The 13,406-nt window shown below is 65.8% G+C and carries 13 protein-coding genes; 4 read left to right on the top strand and 9 right to left on the bottom strand.

The genetic code is table 11. From position 1 onward, the window contains the following. Positions 1–2: 2 nt before the first annotated feature. Together lysA and BG023_RS06570 are read left to right on the top strand one after the other, a co-directional pair. Entirely contained in the window at positions 3–1,262 is a 1,260-nt protein-coding gene (gene lysA / locus BG023_RS06575; protein ID WP_069309750.1) for a diaminopimelate decarboxylase, read from the top strand. 8 nt (positions 1,263–1,270) lie between these two features. Next, positions 1,271–2,140: a precorrin-2 dehydrogenase/sirohydrochlorin ferrochelatase family protein gene (locus BG023_RS06570; RefSeq protein ID WP_069309749.1), complete on the top strand. Its 870-nt coding sequence runs from the start codon at positions 1,271–1,273 to the stop codon at positions 2,138–2,140. Here BG023_RS06570 and BG023_RS06565 read toward each other — a convergent pair. From BG023_RS06565 to BG023_RS06555, 3 genes are all read right to left on the bottom strand, one after another. Beyond that, positions 2,137–3,147, bottom strand: a complete 1,011-nt coding sequence (locus BG023_RS06565) for a MarR family transcriptional regulator (RefSeq protein ID WP_069309748.1) — start codon at positions 3,145–3,147, stop codon at positions 2,137–2,139. The two genes, BG023_RS06570 and BG023_RS06565, sit on opposite strands and share 4 nt — an antisense overlap. 68 nt (positions 3,148–3,215) lie before the next feature. After that, positions 3,216–3,770: a L,D-transpeptidase family protein gene (locus tag BG023_RS06560; protein ID WP_069309747.1), complete on the bottom strand. Its 555-nt coding sequence runs from the start codon at positions 3,768–3,770 to the stop codon at positions 3,216–3,218. 34 nt (positions 3,771–3,804) lie between these two features. After that, the gene (locus BG023_RS06555) at positions 3,805–5,094 is read right to left on the bottom strand and encodes an adenylosuccinate synthase (protein WP_069309746.1); all 1,290 of its coding nucleotides are present in this window, start codon (positions 5,092–5,094) and stop codon (positions 3,805–3,807) included. 143 nt (positions 5,095–5,237) lie between these two features. Here BG023_RS06555 and BG023_RS06550 point away from each other — a divergent pair, with 143 nt between their 5' ends. After that, complete coding sequence (locus BG023_RS06550) at positions 5,238–6,290, top strand: alpha/beta hydrolase (RefSeq protein WP_069309745.1); 1,053 nt, start codon at positions 5,238–5,240, stop codon at positions 6,288–6,290. Between the two features lie 4 nt (positions 6,291–6,294). On the opposite strand, the gene BG023_RS06545 is transcribed toward BG023_RS06550, so the two are convergent. The 4 genes from BG023_RS06545 to BG023_RS06530 all read right to left on the bottom strand — a co-directional run bounded on the left by BG023_RS06545 (position 6,295) and on the right by BG023_RS06530 (position 10,780). Next, positions 6,295–6,684, bottom strand: coding sequence for a RidA family protein (locus BG023_RS06545; protein ID WP_069309744.1), 390 nt, complete (start codon positions 6,682–6,684; stop codon positions 6,295–6,297). Further along, positions 6,681–7,808 carry an ATP phosphoribosyltransferase regulatory subunit gene (locus tag BG023_RS06540; protein WP_069309743.1) on the bottom strand — a complete coding sequence of 376 codons (1,128 nt, stop codon included), beginning with the start codon at positions 7,806–7,808 and terminating at the stop codon, positions 6,681–6,683. Before BG023_RS06540 ends, BG023_RS06545 begins: the two co-directional genes overlap by 4 nt. Before the next feature lie 103 nt (positions 7,809–7,911). Beyond that, the gene (gene serA / locus BG023_RS06535) at positions 7,912–9,498 is read right to left on the bottom strand and encodes a phosphoglycerate dehydrogenase (RefSeq protein ID WP_069309742.1); all 1,587 of its coding nucleotides are present in this window, start codon (positions 9,496–9,498) and stop codon (positions 7,912–7,914) included. A gap of 103 nt (positions 9,499–9,601) precedes the next feature. Then, positions 9,602–10,780, bottom strand: coding sequence for a phosphoserine transaminase (locus BG023_RS06530; protein WP_069309741.1), 1,179 nt, complete (start codon positions 10,778–10,780; stop codon positions 9,602–9,604). A gap of 186 nt (positions 10,781–10,966) precedes the next feature. Here BG023_RS06530 and BG023_RS06525 point away from each other — a divergent pair, with 186 nt between their 5' ends. Beyond that, positions 10,967–12,136 (top strand): glycosyltransferase family 4 protein, encoded by a 1,170-nt coding sequence (locus tag BG023_RS06525; RefSeq protein ID WP_069309740.1) that lies wholly within the window; start codon positions 10,967–10,969, stop codon positions 12,134–12,136. Here BG023_RS06525 and BG023_RS06520 read toward each other — a convergent pair whose 3' ends face one another. Both BG023_RS06520 and BG023_RS06515 read right to left on the bottom strand, forming a co-directional pair. Next, positions 12,137–12,574 (bottom strand): hypothetical protein, encoded by a 438-nt coding sequence (locus BG023_RS06520; RefSeq protein ID WP_069309739.1) that lies wholly within the window; start codon positions 12,572–12,574, stop codon positions 12,137–12,139. 78 nt (positions 12,575–12,652) lie between these two features. Beyond that, complete coding sequence (locus BG023_RS06515; protein ID WP_069309738.1) at positions 12,653–13,315, bottom strand: PadR family transcriptional regulator; 663 nt, start codon at positions 13,313–13,315, stop codon at positions 12,653–12,655. Positions 13,316–13,406 lie beyond the last annotated feature (91 nt).

Raw genomic sequence — 13,406 nt, 5'->3', positions numbered from 1 at the left:
CAATGGACCATTTTGCCTATCGTGACGGCGTGATGCACGCCGAAGACGTCCCGCTGCCGCGCATTGCCGAAGAGGTCGGCACCCCCGTCTATGTCTATTCGCGCGCAACGCTGGAACGCCACGCGCAGGTGTTCCGCGCCGCGCTGGAGGGCGTGCCCGACAAGCTGATCGCCTTCGCGGTGAAGTCCAATCCCAACCTCGCTGTGCTCAAGGTGCTGCAACGGCAGGGCATGGGCGCTGACGTGGTCTCGGTGGGCGAGATGCGGCGCGCGCTGGCGGCCGGAATTGCGCCGGAGATGATCGTCTTCTCGGGCGTGGGCAAGACGGCCGCCGAGATGATCGCCGCGCTTGATGCCGGGATCGGCCAGTTCAATATCGAGAGCGAGGAAGAAGGCGTCGAGCTGGCAGAAATCGCCGCGGCCAAGGGCATGACCGCCCAGTGCACGCTGCGGATCAATCCCGATGTCGATGCCGGCACGCACGACAAGATTTCCACCGGCAAGGCCGACAACAAGTTCGGCGTGCCGATCAGCGAGGCAGGCCAGATCTTCGGCAAGCTGGCGGGTCTGCCGGGCGTCAACCTGCGCGGTGTGGCGGTGCATATCGGCAGCCAGCTTGCCGATCTCGCGCCGCTTGAAGCTGCCTTCGAAAAGCTTGGTGCTTTGGTCGCTGCCTTGCGGGGTGCAGGCCACACCATCACCCATGTCGATCTCGGAGGCGGATTGGGCGTGCCCTATCGCGTCGGCGAGGTGCTGCCCGCGCCGGCCGAATATGGCGCTATGGTTGCGCGGGTGACGAAGGACTGGGGCGTGAAGCTGATCTTTGAGCCCGGTCGCGTGATCGCGGGCAATGCCGGGGTGCTGCTGACCCGCGTCGTGCGGGTGAAGCGCGGCATCAACGATCCCTTCGTGATCGTGGACGCGGCGATGAACGATCTCGCCCGGCCGGCGCTTTACGGCGCCTATCACCACTTCGAAGCGGTAAACCCGGGCGGTGCGCAGATGACCGCGAACATCGTCGGCCCGATCTGCGAAACCGGCGATACCTTCGCGATGGGCCGCGAATGCGACGCCTTGGAAGCGGGCGATCTCGCCGTGTTCCGCACTGCGGGCGCCTATGGTGCGACAATGGCCTCGTCCTACAATTCGCGCGGTTTCGTGGCCGAAGTGCTGGTCAATGGCGACAAGTTCGCGGTGGTGGCTGACCGGATCGAGGCGGGCGCGATCATGGACGCCGAACGCGTTCCGGACTGGCTGGCGTAACCCGCGCCATGAGCACCATCGCCAGCCTGCCACTGTTCCACCGGATTGCCGGGCAGAAGGTGTTGGTGCTGGGCGATGGCCCCGCGGCAGAACCCAAGCGGCGACTGGTCAAGCGCGCGGGGGGCGTGGTGGTGGATGACCTCGCCCGCGCGGTGGATGAAGGCGTGCGGCTGGCCTTCATCGCCTATGATGATGCGCAGGCCTGCGAAGTGGCGGCGATCAATGCGCGCTGTGCGGGAATGCTGGTCAATGTCGTTGACCGGCCAGAATTATGCGATTTTACAACACCTTCCATCCTTGACCGCGATCCTCTGCTGATCGCGATCGGGACGGGTGGGGCGTCGGCGGGCCTGGCGAAGCATGTGCGGCTGCGGCTGGAGCGGGTGTTGCCGGATTCGCTGGGGCTGCTTGCAAAGGCGCTCGAAGCGGTGCGCCCTGCCCTGCGCGCGCGCTTTCCCGACGGGGCTGACCGGCGGCGCGCGGTCGACGCGGCGCTGCGCGAAGGCGGCGCGCTCGATCCACTTGATTCCGATGCTTTTCAACGCGTTGATGCGTGGATTGGGGGCGAGATGCCCCCCACCCAAGGCGCTGTTATCGAGCTTGTCCTGACCAGTGAAGACCCTGACGAGTTAACCCTGCGACAGGCCCGACTGCTGGGTGAGGCGGATGTCCTGTGGCTCGATGGCGCGGTGCCTTCGGCACTCCTCAGTAGGGCACGGGCGGACGCTGAACGGCGGGTCTGGACGGGGTCAAGCGGGGGTCTAGCAGGGGTCAAGGAGGGGTCTGGAGGGGGTCTGGAAGGGGCCAAGACCGCACCTGATGCGGGGTTGAGCCTGATCCTGCGCTGGCGGCCCGCAAACCCGTCCGAAGTCCGCTAGGCCGCGAGCTCGACCGGGGTCCGCAGGCTCGCAAAATAGCCCGCCATTGCCGCCATCGCCTTGTCGCTCAGCGCAATGAAGGCGCGGCGGCGGTCGGCCGGATCGGGCACGCGCAGGAAGATCCCGCTTTCGACCATCTGGGTGAGCCAGCGCAGCGCCGTGGTCGCCGGAACGCCTGCCGCGATGCACAGCGAAGTGACCGACACCCGCGCGCCTTCGCCGTGCGCGGCGGTCAGATCGAGGAGCATATCCCACGCCGGATCGCCGAACAGTTCGGCATCGAAGAACCGCGCGCGCGCCTGGCGGTTGACGATCAGCTGGCGCACCTGCTGCGGTGCGGGCAGGCGCGGACGCGCATCGCCCGCAAGGTCGGCACCCCAGCCGATGCCGGAACGCGCGGTGTGGTAATCCGGTTTGCTCTCCCCAAGCGCGCGGGGACCTGCGGCAGGCTGCGGCGCTTTCGTCATCCGGTCGAGCGAATGGGCGATGGCTTCAACCTGCTGCGAAAGGCGGAGCAGCGCCAGCCGGTCTTCCTCGGCCATTTCGCGCACCCGCGCCGCGCCCGCCTCACCCATCACGCGCCCCACCGCGATCACGCGTTCGGCGCGGCTGGGCGCGACGAGGATCTGCGGGTTCGACTGATCGAGCACCGCAAAGACATCATCCAGACCAGCTAGATCGGTCGCCACGATCAGCTTTGCACCCGCGCGCGCCACGCGCATGTCGAGCCGCGCCAGCCCTGCCAGCGTCATTCCCCCAAGGCCGCCGCTGCCGGGCGACGGGCAATCGACCATCACCACATCGCCGAGCAGCGCAATCGGCCCGTCGATCAGCCCGCCCACCGGCCCGCCATCGATCGTGCGGAAACCCGCCCCGCCCAGATCGGCCGCCGCCTGCGCGCGCGCGCCCGCATCCTCGCCAAAGATCGCCACCCGCGCGGGGCAGCCACCGCCATCGCGCGCGAGATCATAGGAAAAATCGGCTTGGTTCGACGGGTGGGCCAGCATCGACTCGACTCCAACAATGTTGGAACGAGAGTAGAACAAAAAAGGATCAGGTCAAGTAAATCTGCGTATTAGGGCCTGATTTCAATCACCGTTCCATCCGGCACGATCCGCCACAATTCCTCCATCTCGGCGTTGGAAAAGGCGATGCAGCCGTCAGTCCAGTCACCCGGAATCCTGCCGAAGGGCAGGCTGTTGGGCTGGCCGTGCAGGAAGATATCGCCCCCCGGCGAGCGGCCATACTGCGCGGCAAAGGCGCGGTCGGCGGAGTTGGGGTAGGAGACTTTGAGGCTCAGGTGATAGGCACTGCCCGGATTGCGCCCTTCGATCACATAGCGGCCTTCGGGCGTGCGCTCGTCACCTTCAAACTGCTTGTGGCCCTCGGGCGCGTCGCCCAATTGCAAGCCGCGCCAGGCCTTGACCGGCTGGCCGCCCGCATAGGCGATCATCAGCCGTTCGGACTTGTCGACGATGAGGTAATCGACGGTACTGAAGCGCCGTTCGGGCACAATCCGCGCCGCCTCGCGCGCCAGTGGCGGCTGGGAGGACGGTCCCTCGGCCACCTCAGGCGGGGGATTGGCGCAGCCGGCGAACGCCAGCAGCGGCAGGAGGGCAAGGCGCTTCATTGCCGCCAAGGATAACCCTTTGGCAGCCTTGCAATCAATCCACGAAAGGATCGCGCATCAGGATCGTGTCGTCCCGCTCGGGCGAGGTCGAAACCAGCGCGACGGGGCATTCGATCAGCTCCTGGATGCGCTGGATATACTTGATCGCGTTTGCCGGCAGATCGGCATAGCTGCGCGCACCGGCCGTGCTTTCGTGCCAGCCGTCCATTTCTTCGTAGATCGGCTCGCATTCGGCCTGATCGGCGGCGTGACTGGGGAGGTAATCATAGACCTTCCCGCGCAGGCGGTATCCGGTGCAGATCGCGACCTTCTCCAGCCCGTCGAGCACGTCGATCTTGGTGAGCGCGATGCCGGTGACACCGCTGATCGCGCAGGACTGGCGCACCAGCACGGCATCGAACCAGCCGACGCGGCGCTTGCGGCCCGTCACCGTGCCGAACTCATGCCCGCGCTCGCCGAGGCGCTGGCCGATTTCGTCTTCCAGCTCGGTGGGGAACGGGCCGGAGCCGACGCGGGTGGTATAGGCCTTGACGATGCCGAGCACGAAGCCGGTCGAATTGGGGCCGAGGCCGGAGCCCGAAGCCGCCGTGCCGCTCACCGTGTTCGACGAGGTGACGAAGGGATAGGTGCCGTGATCGACATCGAGCAGCACGCCCTGCGCGCCTTCGAACAGGATCTTGGCGCCCGCACGGCGGACCTTCTTGAGGCGCTTCCACACCGGCTGGGCGAACTTCAATACGAAAGGCGCAATCTCGCGCAGTTCCTCGAGCAGCGCGGCACGATCGACCGGCGGCTGACCGAAGCCGGCGCGCAGCGCGTCGTGGTGCGCGCAGAGGCGATCGAGCTGCGGCTCCAGCGTGTCGAGGTGGGCAAGGTCGCACACGCGGATCGCTCGGCGGCCGACCTTGTCCTCGTAAGCCGGGCCGATGCCGCGCCCGGTGGTGCCGATCTTGCCCTTGCCCGCAGCCGTTTCGCGCAGGCCATCCAGATCGCGGTGCAGCGGCAGGATCAGCGGGCAGTTGTCGGCAATCGCGAGGTTCTCGTCGGTGATCGAAACGCCCTGCCCTTCGACCTTGGCAACCTCGTCCCGCAGCGCCCAGGGATCGAGCACCACGCCGTTGCCGATCACCGAAAGCGTGCCGGACACGATGCCCGAGGGCAGCAGCGAGAGCTTGTAGGTCTTGCCATCGATCACGAGCGTATGGCCGGCGTTATGCCCGCCCTGAAAGCGCACCACCACATCGGCGCGGCTGGCGAGCCAATCGACGATCTTGCCCTTGCCCTCATCGCCCCACTGGGCACCGATCACGGTAACGTTGGCCATGTCTATCCTTATCCGGGTGGCGCTCAGAACCGCGGCGGGGCCTAGGCGCTTGGGGCGTTTGAGGCAAGGGCGCGCGCAGGACGAACGAAGGGTTTTGACCGGTGCTGCGTTATGGAGGCAGAGACCCTGACAAGGACATTGCCATGAACACCGCTTCCAAAGCCCTGATTGCCGCTGGCGCTGCCGCGCTGCTCGCCAGCCCCATTCTGGCCCAGCGCCAGGGCGAACGCCTGCCCGCCGACTGCCGCGAGGAGATCATCAAGCTGTGCGGCACGGACCGCGCGCAGATGCGTAGCTGCTTGCGCGAGAAGGCCGCTCAGCTGTCCGAAACCTGCCGCACCGCTCTTCGCGAACGCATGGAAGCGCGCGGAACTGGTGAGGGCGGACGGCGCGGCGCTGCCGGTTCTGCAATCGGCGCCCGCCCGCAGACCATGAGCTATGGCAGCGATACCTTGCAGGCACTCGACCTGTGGGTGCCGCAGGGCGCGAAGAACGCGCCGCTGGTGCTGTTCGTCCACGGTGGCGGCTGGAAGCGCGGGTCCAAGAACAACGCGATGGGCCGCGCCATGCCCGAACACATGATGGCGCAGGGCTATGCCTTTGCCTCGATCGATTACCGGCTGGTGCCTTCCGCCACCGTTGAGCAGCAGGCGGCGGATGTTGCCGCGGCTCTGGCCTATCTGCTCAAGCGCGCCGACGCGCTCGGGATCGACCGCAGCCGCGTGGTGCTGACCGGCCATTCGGCTGGCGCACATCTGGTCGCGCTGGTGGGGACGGACGAGCGCTATCTGAAGGCGGCAGGCCTCTCCTTTGCCGATATCGACGGGGTGATGCCCAATGATGGTGCGGCCTATGATGTGGCCAAGCAGATCGAAGGCGCAGGGCGGATGATGCTGGAAACCTATACGCAGGCCTTCGGCACCGATCCGGCGCGGCAGAAGGCGCTCTCGCCGACCTTGCAGGCGGCTGCGCCCAATGCTCCGGCCTTCCTGCTGATCCATGTCCAGCGCGAGGACGGGGTGGCGCAGAACAAGGCGCTCGCCGAAGCCCTGAAGCGCGCGGGCACCAAGGTCGAAGTCGGCAGCTTCGAAGGCGAAGGCCTGCGCGGCCACATGGAGATCAACCGCAAGCTTGGCGAGCCCGATTACCCTGCGACTCCGGTGATGGACGCGTGGCTGAAAAAGGTCATCGGCTAGCGGCCTAAACCGCTGCGATCACGTCAATCTCGACCATGAGCTCGGGGAGCGCGAGGCTGCGCACTTCCAGCGTGGTGTCGGCCGGATACGGCGGTGTGAACCAGCGCTTCCTCGCCTCGACGATCTTGGGGAAGTTGCCCATGTCGGTGAGGTAAATCGTGACCTTGACGATCTTCGACAGGTCGCTGCCCGCCGCGGCGAGCACGGTCTCGATATTGGCGAAGGTCTGGGCGAGCTGGGCGTCGAAATCGCCCTCCCCCACGATGCTGCCATCCGCGCCGATGCTCGCCTGCCCTGACAGGAACAGCAGATCGCCGACTTGCCAGGCGGGCGCGATGCAATAGGGCGCGAGAGGATCGTCGGGCAGAGTGATCGGCTTGATCAGGTCGGTCACGCGCCCGGCTCTAGCTCTGTGGGGCCGCCATCGGTGAGGATATGCGTGCAGCCCAGCATCGCGGGATCCTCGGCTTCGGCCAGCTGGGAGAGAGTGCGTGCACCGCCCGCTCGCAGCGCCGCAGCAGCGGTCCGGTCATGGCCGAACGGCAGCCAGATCAACGGCTTTGCTTCCGGCTGCGGCGCAATATCGGCGAGGCGATCAAGGTAAAGCGTAAAGCCGGTCGCAGGCTCGTTACTGCCCGCGATGCGGTAGGTGCCGCCCCGCCCCGCCGCACGGCGAAGGCCTTCGGCATAAAGGGTAAAGCCGAACCACGACTGGTATTCGAACCCGTGGCGCTCGGTCGGGTCGAGAGTGATGCGCGCCGCATCACCAATATGCGCTGCGATCGCCTCCAGCCCGTCGAGCCGCGATTTGAGCGCCCCGCCCGCATCCACATCGCGCAGCGCGGCGAGTGCCGCCGCGAACGGCCCGGTGGCATAGAGCAACGGCAGATAGGCCGCGCCGCCCGCCGCCTTCAGCCCGCCCGCATCCTTGGTATCCAGCTCGCGCCGCACCGCCTCGATCTGTTCGGGATCAAGCGAGAAGGCTTTCTCTGCCAGCGTATCGACCAGATCGGGGAGCGTGAAATCGACCGAGATGCCGGTCAGGCCCGCAGCCTTGAGCGCCTCGATCGCCAGCATCACCGCCTCGCCTGCCGCCGCAACGCTATCAGCGCCGATCAACTCCGCGCCCAGTTGCAGCCGTTCGCGCGCAGGGTCGAGCTGGCTGGCCTTGATCACCACCGTATCGCCGCAATAGGCGAGCCGCAGCGGACGCGGCGCGGTGGCGAGGCTGGTGGCAGCAATCCGCCCGATCTGGGGGGTCATGTCCGAACGCAGCGCCAGCGTGCGCAACGACGCCGGATCGACAAAGCGGAACATCGCCCGCCCTTCGCCCGTGACCGCGCCTGCCATCCGGCCGGCCAGCGAGGCTTCGAACTCGAGCAGCGGCGGGCGCACCCGGTCATAGCCATGCGCACCCAGCACATCGAGACAGGCGCGCATCGCCGCCGTGATCCGCGCCGCTTCAAGCGGCAAGCGGTCCTCAAGGCCTTCGGGAAGGAGATCGTTGGGTTTGGTCATGTCACTCACACGTCATCCCGGGCGTGACCCGGGATCGCTATCGTCTGGCACCCGACTGACCCGACAGCGGCCCCGGGTCAAGCCCGGGGCGACGCCATCTCGATCAGAACGACAGCGCCTTGACCATCTTCACGCCTTCGACCTTCTCGGCCTCGGCGATGACTTCGGGGGTCAGGGCATCGTCGAGGCTCAGCAGCAGCACCGCTTCCCCGCCCGCTTCGCGGCGGCCGAGGTTGAAGGTGCCGATGTTGATCCCGTGGCTGCCCAGCAGCGTGCCGATGCGGCCGATGAACCCCGGCTTGTCGTCGTTGACGATGTAGAGCATGTGCCCGGCCAGTTCGGCTTCGATCCCGATGCCGAAGATTTCGACGAGACGCGGCGCTTCGGTACCGAACAGCGTGCCGGCCACCGAACGCGGCCCCGCGGCGGTTTCCACCGTCACGCGCACCAGCGTGTTGAACGGGCCATCGCGGTCATGCCGGATTTCGCTGACATCAAGCCCGCGCTCCTTGGCGAGGAACGGCGCGTTGACCATGTTCACCGTGTCCGAATAGCGGCGCATGAAGCCCGCCAGCACCGCCGCAGTGATCGGCTTGCCGTTGAGTTCAGCCGCCGCGCCTTCGCGCTCGATGCTGATCTTGGTGAGGTTGCCATGTGCGAGCTGGCCGACAAGGCTGCCGAGCTTTTCGGCGAGCGCCATGTAGGGCTTGAGCTTGGGGGCTTCCTCGGCCGACAGCGAAGGCACGTTGAGCGCGTTGGTGACCCCGCCATTGACGAGGTAATCGGCCAGCTGCTCGGCGACCTGAAGCGCCACATTGACCTGCGCTTCGGTGGTCGAGGCGCCAAGGTGCGGGGTGCAGATGAAGTTCGGCGCACCGAACAGCGGGTGGTCGGCAGCCGGCGGTTCGGTTTCGAACACGTCGAGCGCCGCGCCTGCCACCTGACCGCTTTCGAGGCAGTCCTTGAGCGCCGCCTCGTCAATCAACCCGCCGCGCGCGCAGTTGATGATGCGGATGCCCTTCTTGGCATTCTCAAGCCGTTCGCGGCTGAGGATGTTGCGGGTCTCCTCGGTCAGCGGGGTGTGCAGCGTAACGAAATCGGCGCGGCTCAGCAGCGTGTCGAGATCGACCTTTTCGATGCCGAGTTCGATGGCGCGGTCTTCGGTGAGGAAGGGATCATAGGCGATCACCTTCATCTTGAGGCCGAGCGCGCGGCTGGCGACGATCGAGCCGATGTTGCCGGCGCCGATCAGGCCGAGCGTCTTGCCGGTCAGTTCGACACCCATGAACCCGCTCTTGGGCCACTTGCCGGCCTGGGTCTGCGCGTTGGCTTCGGGGATCTGGCGGGCGAGCGCGAACATCAGCGCAATGGCGTGTTCGGCGGTGGTGATCGAGTTGCCGAACGGGGTGTTCATCACCACCACGCCCTTCGAAGAGGCGTAGGGGATGTCGACGTTATCGACGCCGATACCGGCGCGGCCGATGACCTTGAGGTTGGTGGCGGCATCGAGGATCGCCTTGGTCACCTTGGTCGAGGAGCGGATGGCGAGGCCATCATATTCGCCGATGCGCGCGATCAGCTGTTCAGGCGTTTCGCCGGTGATCACATCGACATCGCAGCCACGCTCTTCGAAAATGCGGGCGGCGTTGGGATCCATCTTGTCGGAAATGAGAACTTTGGGCTTCGTCATGGGGAATTCCTTGCGCGCTCCTGCAACAGCAGGAGCCCAGAAAAAGGGGGGGACCGTGGGCAATGGGCTCCTGCTTTCGCAGGAGCGCACATCGCGGCGGCAATCAGCCGTTCTTGACCTTCTCGTAGGCCCACTCGATCCACGGCAGCAGACGCTTCACGTCCTCCTGCTCGACGGTCGAGCCGCACCAGATGCGCAAGCTCGGCGGCGCATCGCGGTAGCCGTTGAAGTCGTAGCCGACGTTGCGCTCTTCGAGCAGCTTGACGATCTTCTTCGGCACGGCGGCCTTATCTTCGGCCGAGAGGCTGTCGTACCAGTCGCCCTGGAACACCATGCAGACGCCGGTATTGGTCTGCTGGGCCGGGTTGGGCACCATGTTGCGCAGCCACGGGGTGGCCTCGATCCAGTCCTTGACGATCTTGGCGTTCGCATTGGCACGCTCGACCAGCGCCTTGCGCCCGCCGATGCTTTTGGCCCATTCCAGCGCCGCGATGTAATCTTCGGTGGCCAGCATCGAAGGGGTGTTGATCGTTTCGCCCGCAAAGATGCCGGCGTTGATCTTGTTGCCCTTCTTCATGCGGAACAGCTTGGGCAGCGGCCATGCCGGATCGTAGCTTTCGATCCGCGCGACCGCCTTGGGGCTGAGGATCAGCATCCCGTGCTGGGCTTCCGAACCCATCACCTTCTGCCACGAATAGGTGGTGGCATCGAGCTTCGACCAGTCCATTTCCTGCGCGAAGATGGCGCTGGTGGCGTCGTTGATGGTGATCCCTTCACGGCCCGGCTCGAGCCAGTCGGTGTTGGGGATCATCGCGCCCGAAGTCGTGCCGTTCCAGGTGAACACCACGTCGTTGCGCTGGGGAATGGTGGTGAGATCGGGGATCTCGCCGTAATCGGCGGTCAGCACCTGGAGGTTCGGCAGCTTGAGCTGCTTCACCGCGTCCTGGATCCAGATATTGCCGAAGCTTTCCCACGCCGCGACCGTCACCGGGCGCGCGGGATCGAGCATCGACCACATGGCGGCTTCAATCGCGCCGGTGTCCGACGCGGGCATGATGCCGACCAGATAATCGTCAGGAATGCCGAGCAGTTCGCGGCTCAGATCGATCGCGTATTTGAGACGCGCCTTGCCCAGCGCCGAACGGTGCGAACGACCGAGCGATTCTGTCTTGAGCTTGTCCAGCGACCAGCCGGGGAATTTTGCCGTGGGGCCCGAGGAAAAGAAGGGGCGCTCAGGCTTAAGCGTCGGCTCGTGTGCGAGCCCGCGTGCATACTCAGTCATGTATTCTCTCCTTGCAGAGAGCTCGCGCGGCGTTGGGACCGCGTGGCCCGTGGGCGGCACTAGAGTTGCGCGGCAAAGAGTCAACGTGAAATATCGCGGATGCGACCGATTGACCCGCAGCAACGATCAGTTTGCGCCCCCAGACCCCTCGCCAAGCGAAACGAATGTTACTAAACGGGCCGCTCCATGGACGTCTCCGATCTTCGCATTGCCCTGTTCAGCGGCAACTACAACTACACCCGCGACGGGGCCAATCAGGCCCTCAATCGCCTTGTCGGTTCGCTGCTCTCAAAGGGCGCGAAGGTGCGCGTCTATTCTCCGAAGGTCGCCAATCCGGACTTCCCGCCGACCGGCGATCTCGTCGGGGTTCCCAATGTGCCGATGCCGGTCAAGGGCCGCGGTGAATACCGGATGCCGACCCATCTGGGCGCAGAGGTGAAGCGCGATCTGGCCGCCTTCGCGCCCAATGTCGTCCACCTCTCTTCGCCCGATCCGGCCGCCCATGCGGCGCTGCGCTGGGCGCAGACGCACGACATTCCGGTGCTCGCCTCGGTCCACACCCGGTTCGAGACCTATCCGCGCTATTACAACATGGCGTTCCTTGAGCCGCTCATCGTGTCGATGCTGCGGCGCTTCTACAACCGCTGCGATGCTCTCGTCGCGCCCTCGCAGTCGATGATCGACGAGCTGCGCGCGATGGGCATGCACGAGGATATCGGTCTGTGGAGCCGCGGTGTTGATCGCACGATCTTTTCCTCCGCGCGCCGCGACATGGCGTGGCGGCGCGAAATCGGGCTGGCCGACGATGATGTCGCGATCGTGTTCCTTGGCCGGCTGGTGATGGAAAAGGGGCTCGACGTCTTTGCCGAAACCATCGCCCGCCTGCGGACGCGCGGCGCGCGGCACAAGGTGCTGGTGATCGGCGATGGCCCGGCCCGCCCGTGGTTCGAGGCGAACCTGCCAGACGCAATCTTTGCCGGGTTCAAGACCGGCGATGCCCTCGGCCAGGCGCTCGCCAGCGGCGATGTGTTCTTCAACCCCAGCGTGACCGAGACTTTCGGCAACGTCACGCTCGAAGCAATGGCCAGCGGACTGCCGGTGGTGGCCGCCGGAGCGACCGGCAGTGCCAGCCTCGTCGCCGACGGGATTACCGGCCGGCTGGTAGCACCTTCGGGCAGCAAGCAGACCGATGCCGCCGCCTTCGCCGAAGCCCTCGCGCCCTATTGCAGCGATGCCGCCCTGCGCGCCGATCACGGCGCTGCCGGAGAGGCCCGCGCCTGCGAATACAGCTGGGAGGCGATCAACGCGGTCGTCGCCGAGACCTACATCAGGCTGGTCGGGAACCGCGCGAAGTAATCAGCGCAGCACTCCGGCTGCCGCCATGCGGCGCGTGTAGAACAGCAGGAACAGCGTCGAAATCCAGATCGCGGCCTTGAGCCCGAGCGGTGTTGCCATATCGGCGGGCACATCCAGCACGACGTTCTCGGCTATGGTCACACCGATCAGGCCGATCAGCGCAACCACCATCGCGGTCACCGCCGATTTCGAACGCAGCAGCAACAGCACCGATCCGGCGAACGCGCCCCAGACGCCCATCGCCCAGACCGCCGAGGCCCAGGCCGGATAGCTTTCCATGAAGGCGATCTGATCGGGTGTCATGCCCGCCTCGGCCATGTAGCCGAGCTTGGCGGTCAGATAGCTGATGATCCCCATCGCATTGAACAGCAGCGTGGCGATGCCGACCAGCCAGAGGTGGACCGGCGTGTGCATCCGGCCTTCGGTGATTGTCGTCATGGGCTTCCCCTCCCCATCCGGTGCGACCCGGAAGGGGAAGGGATACGCCTCATCGGCGTCAGCGGCAATCGGGGGCGGTTACAGCCGCTCGATGCGCTTGGCCATCTCGTCGATCATGTCGACGATCTCGTTGATGGTCGCCTCGTCGAGCTTGCCCGCCTTGGCGCGGTTCTTGAGCACCGAGCCGAGGTTGCCCATCGCCCGGAACACATCATGCGAGCGGACGGTGGTGGTGCGTTCGGCGTGACGACCGAGGCGGCGCATCAGCTCCTTGACCTCGTCCTTGCGGTCTTCAAGCTCTTCGAGACCCTGCGCGGTCGCGGCAAAGGGCTTCTTCGCGCCTTCGGCCTGCGCCTCCTCGATCGAGCCCTCGTCTTCGAGCAATTGCAGCGTCGGATAGACCGCACCCGGGCTGGGGGCGTAATCGCCGCCGGTCATTTCCTCGATTGCCTTGATCAGTTCATAGCCGTGCGAGGGGTTCTCGGCGATCAGCGCCAGCAGCGCGAGGCGCAGTTCGCCCTGGCCGAACATCCGGCCGCGACGGCCGCGCCGACCACGGAAGCCTTCACCGCCGCGTTCTTCGCCCTCAGCTTCGGGGCCGCGCGGAAAATCATCGTCGAAACGCGCGCGCATCTTCCAGTTCGGGCCGCCGAAATTGACGTTCCCGTTCATGGCCATCGTCGCCATAGCTTCAGCCAGCTTTTCCCAACCGCCGCCGCGACCATACCGGTTCCAGCTCATATCCAATCCTCCTCACAACACTTGCGATACATCCAAGATATATCTTAGACCTATCGTAACAAGGGGTCGAGCGCTTGGCGGTTCCCTTTTC

It is taken from the genome of Porphyrobacter sp. LM 6 (genome assembly GCF_001720465.1).
GTDB lineage: Bacteria > Pseudomonadota > Alphaproteobacteria > Sphingomonadales > Sphingomonadaceae > Erythrobacter.
Note: the sequence above shows the minus strand (reverse complement) of the source record. Positions and strands in the feature narration are given on the sequence as shown.

Bases quoted from the DNA above. Each gene is read 5' to 3' on its own strand.
- BG023_RS06560 (WP_069309747.1), bottom strand. From the start codon at position 3,770: ATGAAGCGCCTTGCCCTCCTGCCGCTGCTGGCGTTCGCCGGCTGCGCC.
- BG023_RS06515 (WP_069309738.1), bottom strand. From the start codon at position 13,315: ATGAGCTGGAACCGGTATGGTCGCGGCGGCGGTTGGGAAAAGCTGGCT.
- BG023_RS06550 (WP_069309745.1), top strand. From the start codon at position 5,238: ATGAACACCGCTTCCAAAGCCCTGATTGCCGCTGGCGCTGCCGCGCTG.
- BG023_RS06565 (WP_069309748.1), bottom strand. From the start codon at position 3,147: ATGCTGGCCCACCCGTCGAACCAAGCCGATTTTTCCTATGATCTCGCG.
- serA (WP_069309742.1), bottom strand. From the start codon at position 9,498: ATGACGAAGCCCAAAGTTCTCATTTCCGACAAGATGGATCCCAACGCC.
- BG023_RS06540 (WP_069309743.1), bottom strand. From the start codon at position 7,808: ATGACCAAACCCAACGATCTCCTTCCCGAAGGCCTTGAGGACCGCTTG.
- BG023_RS06570 (WP_069309749.1), top strand. From the start codon at position 1,271: ATGAGCACCATCGCCAGCCTGCCACTGTTCCACCGGATTGCCGGGCAG.
- BG023_RS06520 (WP_069309739.1), bottom strand. From the start codon at position 12,574: ATGACGACAATCACCGAAGGCCGGATGCACACGCCGGTCCACCTCTGG.
- BG023_RS06525 (WP_069309740.1), top strand. From the start codon at position 10,967: ATGGACGTCTCCGATCTTCGCATTGCCCTGTTCAGCGGCAACTACAAC.
- lysA (WP_069309750.1), top strand. From the start codon at position 3: ATGGACCATTTTGCCTATCGTGACGGCGTGATGCACGCCGAAGACGTC.
- BG023_RS06555 (WP_069309746.1), bottom strand. From the start codon at position 5,094: ATGGCCAACGTTACCGTGATCGGTGCCCAGTGGGGCGATGAGGGCAAG.
- BG023_RS06530 (WP_069309741.1), bottom strand. From the start codon at position 10,780: ATGACTGAGTATGCACGCGGGCTCGCACACGAGCCGACGCTTAAGCCT.